The 14,446-nt window shown below is 61.9% G+C and carries 12 protein-coding genes and 2 tRNA genes; all 14 read left to right on the top strand.

Translation table 11 applies throughout. From position 1 onward, the window contains the following. Nucleotides 1-27 precede the first annotated feature (27 nt). The 14 genes from asd (at nucleotide 28) to ACKJSM_RS27960 (ending at nucleotide 14,446) form a co-directional block, all read left to right on the top strand. Nucleotides 28-1,140, top strand: coding sequence for an aspartate-semialdehyde dehydrogenase (gene asd, locus ACKJSM_RS28025; RefSeq protein WP_003226428.1), 1,113 nt, complete (start codon nucleotides 28-30; stop codon nucleotides 1,138-1,140). Between the two features lie 193 nt (nucleotides 1,141-1,333). After that, nucleotides 1,334-2,344, top strand: a complete 1,011-nt coding sequence (locus ACKJSM_RS28020; protein WP_410239469.1) for an aspartate-semialdehyde dehydrogenase — start codon at nucleotides 1,334-1,336, stop codon at nucleotides 2,342-2,344. 209 nt (nucleotides 2,345-2,553) lie between these two features. Further along, nucleotides 2,554-5,166 carry a FimV/HubP family polar landmark protein gene (locus ACKJSM_RS28015; RefSeq protein WP_410239468.1) on the top strand — a complete coding sequence of 871 codons (2,613 nt, stop codon included), beginning with the start codon at nucleotides 2,554-2,556 and terminating at the stop codon, nucleotides 5,164-5,166. A gap of 149 nt (nucleotides 5,167-5,315) precedes the next feature. Then, complete coding sequence (gene truA / locus ACKJSM_RS28010; protein WP_236180788.1) at nucleotides 5,316-6,140, top strand: tRNA pseudouridine(38-40) synthase TruA; 825 nt, start codon at nucleotides 5,316-5,318, stop codon at nucleotides 6,138-6,140. 64 nt (nucleotides 6,141-6,204) lie between these two features. Continuing rightward, on the top strand, nucleotides 6,205-6,819 hold the full coding sequence (locus ACKJSM_RS28005; protein ID WP_236180498.1) for a phosphoribosylanthranilate isomerase: 615 nt from the start codon (nucleotides 6,205-6,207) through the stop codon (nucleotides 6,817-6,819). 192 nt (nucleotides 6,820-7,011) lie between these two features. Further along, nucleotides 7,012-7,932, top strand: a complete 921-nt coding sequence (accD, locus tag ACKJSM_RS28000) for an acetyl-CoA carboxylase, carboxyltransferase subunit beta (RefSeq protein ID WP_236180501.1) — start codon at nucleotides 7,012-7,014, stop codon at nucleotides 7,930-7,932. Further along, nucleotides 7,929-9,236 (top strand): bifunctional tetrahydrofolate synthase/dihydrofolate synthase, encoded by a 1,308-nt coding sequence (gene folC, locus ACKJSM_RS27995; protein WP_339489956.1) that lies wholly within the window; start codon nucleotides 7,929-7,931, stop codon nucleotides 9,234-9,236. The genes accD and folC overlap by 4 nt, the downstream gene beginning before the upstream one ends. Further along, nucleotides 9,220-9,882, top strand: a complete 663-nt coding sequence (locus ACKJSM_RS27990) for an SPOR domain-containing protein (RefSeq protein WP_410239467.1) — start codon at nucleotides 9,220-9,222, stop codon at nucleotides 9,880-9,882. The genes folC and ACKJSM_RS27990 overlap by 17 nt, the downstream gene beginning before the upstream one ends. Nucleotides 9,883-9,980: 98 nt before the next feature. Further along, nucleotides 9,981-10,541, top strand: a complete 561-nt coding sequence (locus ACKJSM_RS27985; protein WP_410239466.1) for a CvpA family protein — start codon at nucleotides 9,981-9,983, stop codon at nucleotides 10,539-10,541. Nucleotides 10,542-10,582: 41 nt separating this feature from the next. Next, on the top strand, nucleotides 10,583-12,088 hold the full coding sequence (gene purF / locus ACKJSM_RS27980; protein WP_007956466.1) for an amidophosphoribosyltransferase: 1,506 nt from the start codon (nucleotides 10,583-10,585) through the stop codon (nucleotides 12,086-12,088). Nucleotides 12,089-12,166: 78 nt separating this feature from the next. Then, complete coding sequence (locus ACKJSM_RS27975) at nucleotides 12,167-13,378, top strand: O-succinylhomoserine sulfhydrylase (protein WP_410239465.1); 1,212 nt, start codon at nucleotides 12,167-12,169, stop codon at nucleotides 13,376-13,378. Then, entirely contained in the window at nucleotides 13,375-14,151 is a 777-nt protein-coding gene (locus tag ACKJSM_RS27970; RefSeq protein WP_410239464.1) for an SDR family oxidoreductase, read from the top strand. The genes ACKJSM_RS27975 and ACKJSM_RS27970 overlap by 4 nt, the downstream gene beginning before the upstream one ends. 90 nt (nucleotides 14,152-14,241) lie before the next feature. After that, nucleotides 14,242-14,317, top strand: a tRNA-Val gene (locus tag ACKJSM_RS27965). Nucleotides 14,318-14,372: 55 nt separating this feature from the next. Further along, nucleotides 14,373-14,446: transfer RNA gene (locus ACKJSM_RS27960), tRNA-Asp, on the top strand.

Here is a 14,446-nt window from a genome sequence, read left to right as displayed (position 1 = left end):
CCCACTTTTCAAGAAGGTGTAGTTGCGATGAAACGTGTAGGTCTGATCGGTTGGCGCGGCATGGTCGGTTCCGTGCTCATGCAGCGGATGCTGGAAGAGCAGGATTTCGATCTTATCGAGCCGGTGTTTTTCACCACTTCCAATGTCGGTGGCCAAGGCCCGTCCGTGGGCAAGGACATTGCTCCGCTCAAGGACGCTTACAGCATTGAAGAGCTGAAGACCCTCGACGTGATCCTGACCTGCCAGGGCGGCGACTACACCAGCGAAGTGTTCCCGAAGCTGCGCGAAGCCGGCTGGCAGGGTTACTGGATCGACGCGGCCTCGAGCCTGCGGATGAACGACGACGCCGTCATCATCCTCGATCCGGTCAACCGCAAGGTCATCGACCAGCAGCTCGACGCGGGCACCAAGAACTACATCGGCGGCAACTGCACCGTCAGCCTGATGCTGATGGGCCTGGGCGGTCTGTTCGAGGCCGGCCTGGTCGAGTGGATGAGCGCCATGACCTATCAGGCGGCCTCCGGTGCCGGCGCGCAGAACATGCGTGAACTGATCAAGCAGATGGGCGCGACCCACGCCGCTGTCGCCGATCAACTGGCCGATCCGGCCAGTGCGATCCTCGACATCGACCGCCGTGTGGCCGAAGCCATGCGCAGCGATGCGTACCCGACCGAAAACTTCGGCGTACCGCTGGCCGGCAGCCTGATCCCGTGGATCGACAAGGAACTGCCGAACGGCCAGAGCCGCGAAGAGTGGAAGGCCCAGGCCGAGACCAACAAGATCCTCGGTCGCTTCAAGAGCCCGATCCCGGTCGACGGCATCTGCGTGCGCATCGGCGCCATGCGTTGCCACAGCCAGGCGCTGACCATCAAGCTGAACAAGGATGTGCCGATCGCCGACATCGAAGGGCTGATCAGCCAGCACAACCCTTGGGTCAAACTGGTGCCGAACAACCGTGACATCAGCATGCAGGAGCTGAGCCCGACGAAAGTTACCGGTACCCTCAACGTGCCGGTCGGTCGTCTGCGCAAGCTGAACATGGGTTCGCAGTTCGTTGGTGCTTTCACCGTCGGCGACCAACTGCTGTGGGGCGCGGCCGAGCCGCTGCGTCGCATGCTGCGGATCCTGCTTGAGCGTTGATCGCTTGATGCCATGAAAGAACCCGTGCCTTGTGAGAGGCGCGGGTTTTTTTGTATCTGCCGATCGTTCCCATGCTCTGCGTGGGAATGCAGCCATGGACGCTCCGCGTCCGCTCTTCGTGGCGGGCGCGAATTGCCTGTGTGCGACTCACCCGGTAAAGTGCCGCTCCCCCCGTTTCGCCAGAGGTAGCAACATGACCCAGACCCTTGATATTGCCGTGATCGGCGCCACCGGTACTGTCGGCGAAACCCTCGTACAGATTCTCGAGGAGCGCGACTTCCCGGTCGGCAACCTGCACTTGCTGGCGAGCAGTGAATCCGCCGGCAGCTCGGTGCTGTTTCGCAACAAGAACGTGAGAGTGCGTGAGGTCGATGAGTTCGATTTCAGCAAGGTCAAGCTGGCGTTCTTCGCCGCCGGCCCGGCCATCACCCTGAGTTACGCCGCCCGCGCTCACGCGGCGGGCTGCTCGCTGGTCGATCTGTCCGGCGCCTTGCCGGCGGATCAAGCGCCGCAAGTGGTGCCGGAGGCCAACGCCGATGTGCTGGCCGGTTTGAAAGTGCCGTTCCGGGTCAGCAGCCCGAGCCCGTCGGCCACCACGCTGGCCGTGGTGTTGGCACCGCTGGTCGATCTGATCGACCTGCAATACGTGCATGTCACGGCCAATCTGGCGGTTTCCGCTCAGGGTCGTGAAGCCGTGACCGAGCTGGCGCGCCAGACCGCCGAGCTGCTGAACATGCGTCCGCTGGAGCCGACATTCTTCGACCGACAGATGGCTTTCAACCTGCTGGCTCAGGTCGGTACGCCTGATGCGCAAGGTCATACACTGCTGGAAAAGCGCCTGGTGCGCGAGCTGCGTCAGGTGCTGGCCAAGCCTTTATTAAAGATTTCCGCAACTTGCGTTCAAGCCCCGGTGTTTTTTGGCGATAGCTTTAGCGTGACCTTGCAGTCAGCGAGCGCGGTCGACCTGGAAAAGGTCAATGCTGCGCTTGAAGAGGCCGAGGGCATCGAGCTGGTCGAGGCCGGCGATTATCCGACCGCTGTCGGTGACGCGGTGGGGCAGGACGTGGTCTACGTCGGGCGGGTGCGCGCCGGTGTCGACGAACCGTCGGAACTTAATCTGTGGCTGACGTCAGATAACGTACGCAAAGGTGCGGCCCTCAACGCGGTGCAAGTCGCCGAGTTGTTGATAAAAGACCTGCTGTAAAAGATACTTGGCAACAATTTGTCGACTGATTCTAGCCGGGCGCTATGCTTGGCCAGATCGCTTGATGACGCAACACCCTCCGGGACTTTCCGGGGCATCAAAGAAATGATCGCGCGCGGCATGCTGTCGTCGTCGCGCGCAATGCCTTACGGCAGCGACAATCAACATCTTCTCGCTGGCCGAGGAACGTTCAAACAAAGGAAGAGGCTATGGTTCAAGTTCGCAAACTGGTGTTAGCAATAGCGGCCGCCTCGGCGCTGTCCTCCGGTATGGCGCATGCCCTCGGGCTCGGGGAGCTGACCCTGAAGTCGACCCTGAACCAGCCGCTGGTGGCGGAAATCGAGCTGCTCGATGTCAAGGACCTGACCGCTGCCGAAGTGGTGCCGAGCCTGGCTTCGCCGGAAGATTTCGCCAAGGCCGGCGTTGATCGGCAGGCCTTCCTCAATGATCTGACCTTCACCCCGGTGCTCAACGCCAGCGGCAAAAGCGTGCTGCGCGTAACGTCGAGCAAGCCGCTGTCGGAGCCGATGGTGAAATTCCTCGTGCAAGTGATGTGGCCGAACGGCCGTCTGCTGCGTGATTACAGCGTGCTGCTGGATCCGTCGAAATTCTCGCCACAGACCGCTGATGCCGCCGCCCAGCCTGCGCCGGCGCAAACCATCACCGCACCGACCACCGGCGCCACGCATTCCACTCATACCACCACGCCGCGCGACACCCTGTGGGAAATCGCCGCGAAGGCGCGCACCGGCGGTTCGGTGCAGCAGACCATGCTGGCGATTCAGGCCTTGAACCCGGACGCGTTCATCGGCGGCAACATCAACCGCCTGAAAACCGGTCAGGTGCTGCGTCTGCCGGATCAGGTGCAAAGCACCGCGCTGCCGCAATCCAAGGCGATTGCCGAAGTCGCCGCGCAGAACGAAGCCTGGCGCCAGGGCCGTCGTTATGTGGCCAAACCCGGCACTGGTCAGCAGCAGCTCGATGCGACCAATCGTGGTCGTGGCAATACTGGTGCTGCGCAAAACGCCAGGGACAACCTGAGCCTGGTTTCCGCCGAAAGCGCCAAGGCGCGTGGCAAGGGCCCGGCCGGCGATGCCAAGGCCCTGAGCAACAAACTGGCGGTGACCCAGGAAAGTCTCGACGCCACCCGTCGTGACAACGAAGAACTGAAAAGCCGCATGGCCGATCTGCAAAGTCAGCTGGACAAGCTGCAACGCCTGATCGAACTGAAGAACAATCAACTGGCGAAAATGCAGGCCGAAGGCTCGGGTGCCGCGCCAGCCGCCGCGACTGCGCCAGTGGTGCCGGCGATCACCGCGGAACTGGCCGCCACGCCACCGGCCAGTCCGACAGAGGCGGCCCCGACCGCGCCTGAGGCTGCCGCTCCGACTCCGGTCGAGCCGGTGGTCGAGCCTGTGGTTGAAACGACGCCGGCCGCCGATGACCAAAAAACCTTCAACGAACTGCTGACCAATCCGATCCTGTTGGGTCTGGTCGGTGGCGGCGCGGTGGTTCTGCTGCTCCTGCTGTTGCTGCTGGCCCGTCGCCGCAAGGCGCAACAGGAAGCCGAAAAACACCTGCGCATGGCCCGTGCCCTGGAAGAGCAATCCTTCTCCCAGGACCTTGATCTGCCGGAAAGCAGCTTCGAGGGTCTGGAAGTGCCGGCGGCCAGCGTCAAGCTGGCTCCGGCTCCGGCTCCGGCTCCTGCTGCCGCTGCTGTGGTTGCACCGGTGGTGATGGCCGAGCCGATCGCCGCGCCGCTGGTGGCGCCGGCCGCCGAGCGTTCCGACGACGTGCTGGACAAGGCGCAGTCGCACATCGACGGCGGTCGTTTGAATCAAGCCGCCGCGTTGCTGGAGGAGGGCGTGAGCCTGGAGCCGCAGCGTAGCGATCTGCGCCTGAAACTGATGGAAGTCTACGGTCGCCAGGGTGATCGTGATGCGTTCGTCGGTCAGGAGCGCCAGCTGGTTGCCAATGGCGACAACTTCGCCAAGGTCGAAGAACTCAAAAGCCGCTTCCCGGCCATGGCGGTCGTCGCGGCCAGCGGTCTGGCGGCAGCGGCCATGGCCGCCGAACTGGACGCCGAATACGTCAAGGAGCTGCTGCTTGACGAGCCCGAAGCGCCTGCTGCAACAGATGACGAGCTGGACAGCGCTTTCGACCTGAGCCTCGACGATCTCGACAACATCACACCCGTAGAGCCTGCGGCTGCGGCAGTCGAACTGGACGCGTTCCCGACTGACGACGATCTGAGCTTCGAGTCGGTGCTGCAACAGCAGACCGATATCAAGGAAAACCTCGACGATCTGTCGGACTTTGACCTGGATCTGGACCTCGGTGCCGATCCTGCGCCTGCGCCGGTCGAGCTGGCAGACGATGATTTCCTGCTGGATCTGGACGAAGGTGTGAAGGATCTGCCGTTGGTCGAAACCCCGGCCGTGGCCGATGTACCGCAAGATGATCTGGAACTGCCCGCCGATTTCGATCTGTCCCTGGCCGACGAAATGGACGCGGCGCCAGCCGAGCCGGATGCGTTCGCCGCCGAACTGGACGACGTCAACGCCGAGTTGGATCGTCTGTCAGGCAACCTCGGCGAGCCAAGCTTCACCGAGGCCGATGCGGCGCTGGGTGATGATCTGGGCGACGACGAGTTCGACTTCCTGTCCGGCACCGACGAAGCCGCGACCAAACTCGATCTGGCGCAGGCCTACATCGACATGGGCGACAACGACGGCGCGCGTGACATCCTCAATGAAGTCATCAGCGAGGGTAACGACAAGCAGAAGAGCGAAGCGAGCGAAATGCTTTCGCATCTGGCCTGAGTCGGCCGTCAGCGGTAAACAAAACGGCAGCCCATGAGGCTGCCGTTTTGTTTGGGTCTGGTTTCCCCGTCCCGCCGCCTTATAATGCCCGCCTTTGTAGATCAGCAGGCTGTCCCGACTTGGCAAACATAGATAACCCGGCCGCCGAAATGGCACCCGAAGGCTTTTTCCGCGTCGCGCTGGGCGTTGAATACAAGGGCTCGCGCTACAGCGGCTGGCAGCGCCAGTCCACCGGTGTGCTCACCGTGCAGGAAACCCTGGAAAAAGCCCTGTCGAAGGTCGCCGATTCGCCTATCTCGCTGCAATGCGCCGGGCGCACCGACGCCGGTGTGCATGCCTGCGGGCAAGTCGTGCATTTCGACACCCAGGTCGACCGTTCGCTGAAAGCCTGGGTCATGGGCGCCAACATCAATCTGCCCCACGACATCAGCGTCAGTTGGGCGAAGGTCATGCCGGCGCATTTCCATGCGCGATTCAAGGCGATCGCCCGGCGCTATCGCTACGTGATCTACAACGATCAGATCCGTCCGGCGCATCTCAATGAAGAAATCACCTGGAATCACCGTCCGCTGGACGTCGAGCGCATGGCCGCGGCCGCGCAGTACCTGATCGGTACCCATGATTTCAGTGCCTTCCGTGCCGGCCAGTGCCAGGCCAAGTCGCCGATCAAGCAGATGCATCATCTGCGCGTGACCCGTCACGGCAAAATGATCGTTCTGGACATCCGCGCCAACGCGTTCCTGCATCACATGGTGCGCAACATCGCCGGGGTGCTGATGACTATCGGTGCCGGCGAGCGGCCGGTGGAGTGGATGAAAGAAGTGCTGGAGAGCCGCGAGCGGCGTTCCGGCGGGGTCACGGCGCATCCGTTCGGCCTGTATCTGGTGCAGGTCGAGTATCACGACGAGTTCCCGTTGCCCGAGCGTTTCATCGGGCCACATTTCCTTACGGGTTTCTCGGAACTTGACGGCTGACGCCCTCGAACGCATTTGTTACCATCCGGGACTTTCTCGGATTTGCCTTGGGGTTTTTATCGACATGTCAGCCGTTCGCAGCAAGATTTGCGGGATTACCCGCATGGAAGATGCGTTGGCAGCCGTCGAGGCCGGGGCCGATGCCATCGGTTTTGTGTTCTACGCTAAAAGTCCGCGGGCGGTGACCGTGCTGCAGGCGCGGGCGATCATCGCCGCATTGCCGCCGTTCGTGACCACGGTCGGGCTGTTCGTCAATGCCAGTCGCTGCGAGCTCGGGGAAATCCTTGATGCCGTGCCACTGGATCTGCTGCAGTTCCACGGCGACGAGACTGCCGCTGAGTGTGAAGGCTGGCATCGGCCGTACATCAAGGCTTTGCGGGTCAAGGCGGGTGATGACATTGCCGCTGCCTGCAATGCCTACCCGAGCGCCAGCGGTGTGTTGCTCGACACCTATGTCGAAGGTGTGCCCGGTGGAACCGGCGAGGCGTTCGACTGGTCACTGATTCCGCAGGGTCTGAGCAAGCCGTTGATTCTGGCCGGCGGCCTGACACCGGAGAACGTTGCCGATGCGATCGCCCGGGTGCGGCCGTATGCCGTGGATGTCAGCGGCGGGGTCGAGGCGAGCAAGGGCATCAAGGATCATGCAAGGATTCGTGCATTCATCAACGCCGTACGCTGATGTGACGGCTGGCAGACTGCCGCCGTCCACAGCTCTGTAGAAAAGAGGCTGAGGGTCTTTTCGGGGTGTACGCAGGTCAGTTCCGCTGACCCGGCAGCCCGGACGATCATCGCCACACATGAATTTTGCTGAAGGGCATACGCGGGGCCGCGAACCAGAGCGTTCGGGCCGCCGGTACTGGAGAAAGAAAGCATGAGCAACTGGTTGGTAGACAAGCTGATCCCTTCGATCATGCGTTCCGAGGTCAAGAAGAGCTCGGTGCCTGAAGGTCTGTGGCACAAATGCCCGTCCTGCGAGGCTGTGCTGTATCGTCCGGAGCTGGAAAAGACCCTGGACGTTTGCCCTAAATGCAACCACCACATGCGCATCGGCGCACGTGCGCGCATCGACATTTTCCTGGATGCCGAAGGCCGTGCCGAACTGGGTGCTGACCTGGAGCCGGTTGACCGTCTGAAGTTCCGTGACGGCAAGAAGTACAAGGACCGTCTGGTCGCTGCCCAGAAGCAGACCGGCGAGAAGGACGCGCTGGTTTCCATGAGCGGCACCCTGTTGGGCATGCCTGTCGTGGTTTCGGCATTCGAATTCAGCTTCATGGGCGGTTCCATGGGCGCCATCGTCGGTGAGCGCTTCGTGCGCGCCGCCAACTACGCGCTGGAAAATCGTTGCCCGATGGTCTGCTTCTCCGCCTCCGGTGGCGCGCGGATGCAGGAAGCCCTGATCTCGCTGATGCAAATGGCCAAGACCTCGGCTGTGCTGGCGCGTCTGCGTGAAGAAGGCATTCCGTTCATCTCCGTGCTGACCGACCCGGTCTACGGCGGCGTTTCCGCCAGTCTGGCGATGCTGGGCGACGTGATCGTCGGTGAGCCCAAAGCCCTGATCGGCTTCGCCGGCCCGCGCGTGATCGAGCAGACCGTGCGCGAAAAACTGCCGGAAGGCTTCCAGCGCAGCGAGTTCCTGCTGGAGCACGGCGCCATCGACTTGATCATCGACCGTCGTGAACTGCGTCCGCGTCTGGGCAACCTGCTGGCTCAGCTGACCGGCAAACCGACACCTGAATTCGTTGCTGCGCCGATCGAGCCGATCGTCGTGCCGCCGGTGCCTGCCAACGTATGACCGAGCGCACCCTTGGCGAGTGGCTCGCCTACCTTGAGCAGTTGCATCCTTCGGCCATCGACATGGGGCTGGAGCGTTCGCAACAGGTAGCGTCCCGCATGGGACTGGGCCAGCCGGCGCCACGGGTGATTACGGTCACCGGCACTAACGGCAAGGGTTCGACCTGTGCTTTCGTGGCTTCCTTGCTGCGGGCGCAGGGCCTGAACGTCGGTGTCTACAATTCTCCGCACCTGCTGCGTTATAACGAGCGGGTGCAGCTCAATGGTGTCGAAGCCACTGACGCGCAGCTGTGCGAGGCCTTCGCGGCGGTCGAAGCGGGGCGCGGCGAAACCTCCCTGACTTATTTCGAAATGGGCACCCTGGCGGCGTTCTGGCTGTTTCAACAGGCCGGGCTCGATGCAGTGGTGCTGGAAGTCGGGCTGGGCGGGCGTCTGGACACGGTCAACGTGGTCGATGCCGATATCGCGCTGGTCACCAGCATCGGTGTCGATCATGCCGACTACCTGGGCAATACCCGCGAATCCGTGGCCTTCGAGAAGGCCGGGATTTTCCGTCAGGGCAAGCCTGCGCTGTGCGGCGATCTGAATCCTCCACAACCGTTGCTGGACAAGGCGCGTGAATTGGCCTGTCCGTTCTTCCTGCGCGGGCGCGATTTCGATCTGGGTATCACGGATCGGTTCTGGCAGTGGCGCGGTACCGACGCTGAAGGTAAGGTCGTCGAGCTGCGTGATTTGCCGCTGCTTGACCTGCCGATGGAAAATGCCGCGCTGGCGTTGCAGGCTTATCTGCTGCTCGGTTTGCCATGGGAGGCCGGGCAGATTGTTGCGGCGTTGCAGGCGACTCGTGTGGTCGGTCGCCTGGATCGTCGCTCGTTCGAATGGAACGGCAAGCGTCTGAATCTGCTGCTGGATGTCGGTCATAACCCGCATGCGGCGGAATATCTGGCCCGGCGTCTGGCTGCTCGTCCACCGGTCGGCAAGCGTCTGGCGGTGTTCGGCCTGCTGGCGGACAAGGATCTGGACGGTGTGGTCGGTGAGTTGAATGCCAGCGTCCAGCACTGGGCGGTTGCGCCGCTGGATTCGCCACGTGCGCGTCCGGTGGATGAATTGAATCAGGCATTGCAGAACCTTGGCGCCTCGGTCACGTCTTATGACAGCGTGGCGACCGCTCTGGAAGGGCAGTGCGCAGTGGCCACCAGCGACGACGAGATCTTGCTGTTCGGATCATTTTATTGTGTCGCCGAGGCCCTTGAATGGCTGTCTCGGCGCTCCACGGAGGAAGCGGCAAATGGCTTTGCTGGATAAAGCGTACAAGCAGCGCATGGTCGGTGCCCTGGTGCTGGTGGCGCTGGCGGTGATTTTCCTGCCGATGCTGTTTTCCCGTCAGGATGAACAGCGTCAGGTGACCGTCGAGGCGCCGGCTGCGCCGCAAGCGCCCGCCGTGGCGCAGATCCAGATGGAAACCGTGGCGGTGCCTGAGCCTCAGGTTCTGCCGCAGGAGCCAGTGCCGAGCGATGACGAAGTCGCCGAGCAGGCAGCGCCAGCGGCGCCGATTGCTTCCGCCGCGCCAGCCCCGACTCCGGCGCCGGTGGCCAAACCGGTTGCGCCGGCTCCTGCTCCCGTGGTCAAGCCTGCTACAGCCCCGGCCCAGCCGATTGCTGCGCTTTCCACCAAGCCGGATACCGTCCAGAGCCGCGTCGATGCCAATGGCCTGTCGGTGAGCTGGTCGGTGCAACTGGCCAGTCTGTCGAGCCGCGCCAGCGCCGAAAGCCTGCAGAAAACCCTGCGAAGCCAGGGTTACAACGCTTACATCCGTTCTGCCGATGGCAAGAACCGGGTGTTCGTCGGCCCGCTGATCGAGCGCGCCGAGGCCGATCGTCTGCGTGATCTGTTGAGTCGCCAGCAGAACCTCAAGGGGTTTGTGGTGCGCTTCCAGCCCGAACGCGGCTGATATCTATCACGTCGATAGAAATGCACTGAAAATCGCAGCTTACCGACAGCCATGCGCTCTGCTAAAATGCGCCGCCTTATCCGTCTGTAGGCTGCACTGTGCCATTTACCTGGGTTGACTGGGCGATCGTTGCAATCATCGCCATCTCCGCTTTGATCAGTTTGAGCCGCGGCTTCGTCAAAGAAGCATTGTCGCTGGTGACCTGGATCATCGCAGGAGCTGTTGCCTGGATGTTCGGTGGCTCACTGTCCGAGTACCTCGCCGGATACATCGAAACACCGTCGGCTCGCGTGATCGCGGGCTGTGCCATCATGTTTGTCGCCACACTGATCGTGGGCGCAATGATCAATTATCTTATCGGCGAGTTGGTTCGCGTCACCGGGTTGTCCGGGACCGATCGATTCCTCGGCATGGCCTTCGGCGCTGCGCGTGGCGTGTTGCTGGTGGTCGTGGCGGTCGGGCTGTTGAGCCTGGGGCCGGTACAGCAGGACGGGTGGTGGAAAGAATCACAGCTCGTGCCAAAGTTTCTATTGGTCGCAGACTGGTCCAAGAACCTGATTCTCGGGTGGAGCAGTCAGTGGCTTGCCAGCGGAATCAGCGTACCCGCTGAAATTCCGTTCAAGGAGCAACTCTTGCCGTCGGCCAAAACGCCTCAGTGAGTGTTGTTCAGTTCAGATCCATTAAGTAGGGGTTGCGTCGCATGTGTGGCATCGTCGGTATCGTCGGTAAGTCGAACGTCAATCAGGCGCTGTATGACGCGCTAACCGTGCTCCAGCACCGCGGCCAGGACGCTGCCGGTATCGTGACCAGCCATGATGGCCGGTTGTTCTTGCGCAAGGACAATGGCCTGGTGCGTGACGTGTTCCAACAGCGTCACATGCAGCGCCTGGTCGGCCACATGGGTATCGGCCACGTCCGTTACCCGACTGCCGGCAGCTCGACGTCGGCCGAGGCCCAGCCGTTTTACGTCAACTCGCCTTACGGCATCACCCTGGCGCACAACGGCAACCTGACCAACGTTGAACAGTTGGCCAAAGAGATCTACGAATCCGATCTGCGGCACGTCAACACCAGCTCCGACTCGGAAGTGTTGCTCAACGTGTTCGCCCACGAGCTGGCCCAGCGCGGCAAGCTGCAACCGACCGAAGAAGACGTGTTTGCCGCCGTGACCGACGTGCACAACCGTTGCGTCGGTGGTTACGCCGTTGTGGCAATGGTGACCGGCTACGGCATCGTCGGTTTCCGTGACCCGCACGGCATTCGCCCGATCGTGTTCGGTCAGCGTCACACCGACGAAGGCGTCGAGTACATGATCGCGTCCGAAAGCGTTTCGCTGGACGTGCTCGGTTTCACCCTGATTCGCGACCTGGCACCGGGCGAAGCGGTCTACATTACTGAAGACGGCAAGCTGCACACCCGTCAGTGCGCGACCAACCCGTCCCTGACGCCGTGCATCTTCGAACACGTCTATCTGGCGCGTCCGGATTCGATCATCGACGGCGTGTCGGTGTACAAGGCCCGTCTGCGCATGGGTGAGAAGCTGGCCGAGAAGATCCTGCGTGAGCGTCCTGAGCACGACATTGATGTGGTCATCCCGATTCCGGACACCAGCCGCACCGCGGCACTGGAGCTGGCCAACCATCTGGGCGTGAAATTTCGCGAAGGCTTCGTCAAGAACCGTTATATCGGCCGTACCTTCATCATGCCCGGCCAGGCCGCGCGCAAGAAATCGGTACGTCAGAAGCTCAACGCCATCGAGCTGGAATTCCGTGGCAAGAACGTGATGCTGGTGGACGACTCGATCGTTCGTGGCACCACCTGCAAGCAGATCATCCAGATGGCCCGCGAAGCCGGCGCGAAAAACGTCTATTTCTGCTCGGCGGCTCCGGCGGTGCGCTTCCCGAACGTGTACGGCATCGACATGCCGAGCGCTCACGAGCTGATCGCACACAACCGTTCGACCCAGGACGTGGCTGATCTGATCGGCGCTGACTGGCTGATCTACCAGGATCTGCCTGACTTGATCGAAGCGGTCGGCGGCGGCAAGATCAAGATCGAAAACTTCGATTGTGCAGTGTTCGATGGCAAGTACGTCACCGGCGACGTCGACGAGGCTTACCTGAACAAGATCGAACAGGCACGCAACGATGCCTCGAAGGTCAAGACCCAGGCGGTCAGTGCGATCATCGATCTGTACAACAACTGAGTTTCAACCGGCCCTTAGGGGCCGGTTTTGTATCTGGCAAAAGACTTTATTTATCGAGAACAGGCAAGGAGTGACAGCATGAGTCAGGAATGGGATGCCGGTCGGCTGGACAGCGACCTCGAAGGCGTAGCGTTCGATACCCTGGCCGTACGTGCCGGTCAGCACCGTACGCCGGAAGGCGAGCACGGTGATCCGATGTTCTTCACTTCCAGCTACGTGTTCCGTACCGCCGCCGATGCGGCTGCGCGGTTTGCCGGGGAAGTGCCGGGCAACGTCTACTCGCGTTACACCAATCCGACCGTGCGCGCGTTCGAAGAGCGTATTGCCGCACTGGAAAGCGCAGAGCAGGCGGTGGCTACGGCCACTGGCATGGCCGCGATCATGGCCGTGGTGATGAGCCTGTGCAGCGCCGGCGATCATGTGCTGGTGTCGCGCAGCGTGTTCGGTTCGACCATCAGTCTGTTCGAAAAGTACTTCAAGCGTTTTGGCGTAGAAGTCGATTACGTGCCACTGGCCGATCTGTCGGCCTGGGATGCAGCGATCAAGTCCAACACCCGATTGCTGTTCGTCGAGTCGCCGTCCAACCCGTTGGCTGAGCTGGTGGATATCACCGCGCTGTCGGAAATCGCCCACGCCAAGGGTGCGATGCTGGTGGTCGACAACTGCTTCTGCACGCCAGCGTTGCAGCAGCCGCTGAAGTTGGGCGCAGACATCGTTGTGCACTCGGCTACCAAGTTCATCGATGGCCAGGGCCGTTGCATGGGCGGCGTGGTTGCCGGTCGCAGCGAGCAGATGAAAGAAATCGTCGGTTTTCTGCGTACTGCCGGGCCGACCCTGAGCCCGTTCAACGCCTGGATCTTCCTCAAGGGGCTGGAAACCCTGAGCCTGCGGATGAAGGCACACTGCGCCAACGCCCAGCAACTGGCCGAGTGGCTGGAGCAGCAGGACGGCATCGAGAAAGTGCATTACGCCGGTCTCAAGAGTCATCCGCAGCACGAGCTGGCTCAGCGTCAGCAAAAGGGCTTCGGCGCGGTGGTGAGCTTTGAAGTCAAGGGCGGCAAAGAGGGCGCGTGGCGTTTCATCGATGCGACCCGTTTGATCTCTATCACGGCCAACCTTGGCGATAGCAAAACCACTATCACTCACCCCAGCACCACGTCCCACGGCCGTCTGGCGCCGCAGGAGCGTGAAGCGGCAGGCATTCGTGACAGTCTGATCCGCATCGCGGTCGGTCTGGAAGACGTGGCTGACCTGCAAGCCGACCTGTCGCGCGGTCTGGCGGCGTTGTGATCGAGTTGTCTGCGCCGAAGATCGGCACCCATGGCCGCGTTGCATTGGTCACGGGGGCCGCGCGCGGGATCGGTCTGGGCATCGCTGCGTGGCTGATCAGCGAAGGCTGGCAGGTGGTGTTGACCGATCTGGATCGTACACGGGGTTCGAAAGTGGCGAAGGTGCTCGGCGAAAACGCCTGGTTCATCGCCATGGATGTGGCGGACGAAAGTCAGGTGGCCCTGGGTGTTGCTGAGGTGCTGGGGCAGTTCGGTCGTCTGGATGCGCTGGTGTGCAACGCGGCCGTGGCCGATCCGCACAACATCACGCTGGAAAGTCTCGATCTGGCTTACTGGAATCGGGTGTTGGCGGTGAACCTCGGTGGGCCGATGTTGCTGGCCAAGCACTGCGCGCCTTATCTGCGTGCGCACAACGGGGCGATCGTCAACCTGGCCTCGACTCGTGCGGCGCAGTCGGAACCTGATACGGAAGCGTACGCGGCGAGCAAGGGTGGCTTGCTGGCGTTGACTCACGCGCTGGCGATCAGCCTCGGGCCGGAGATTCGCGTCAATGCGGTCAGTCCGGGCTGGATCGATGCGCGGGACCCGTCCGCCCGGCGCGCGGAACCGCTGACCGACACCGATCATGCCCAGCATCCTGCGGGCAGGGTAGGGACGGTCGAGGACGTCGCGGCGATGGTGGCGTGGTTGCTGTCGAAGAATGCGGGGTTTGTGACCGGGCAGGAATTCGTGGTCGATGGCGGTATGACCAAGAAGATGATTTATACGGAATGAAGCCATTTCGTCTTTTTTAGAAAAACTTCAATCCTGCTATTGACTTAGGTTCGCTACCTGCGTAAATTTCGCGGCCTCGGAGATGCAAACGGGTGATTAGCTCAGCTGGGAGAGCGTCTGCCTTACAAGCAGAATGTCGGCGGTTCGATCCCGTCATCACCCACCACTCCGGAGATACTTGCATAAGCAAGAGCGTAGGCTGAAAGTGCCTGCACCGACGCGCAGCGGTAGTTCAGTCGGTTAGAATACCGGCCTGTCACGCCGGGGGTCGCGGGTTCGAGTCCCGTCCGCTGCG

Source organism: Pseudomonas sp. PHC1 (assembly GCF_046487845.1).
Classification (GTDB): Bacteria; Pseudomonadota; Gammaproteobacteria; order Pseudomonadales; family Pseudomonadaceae; genus Aquipseudomonas; species Aquipseudomonas sputi.
The sequence above is the reverse complement of the archived record's forward strand: the minus strand, read 5'-3'. Positions and strand labels throughout refer to the sequence as shown.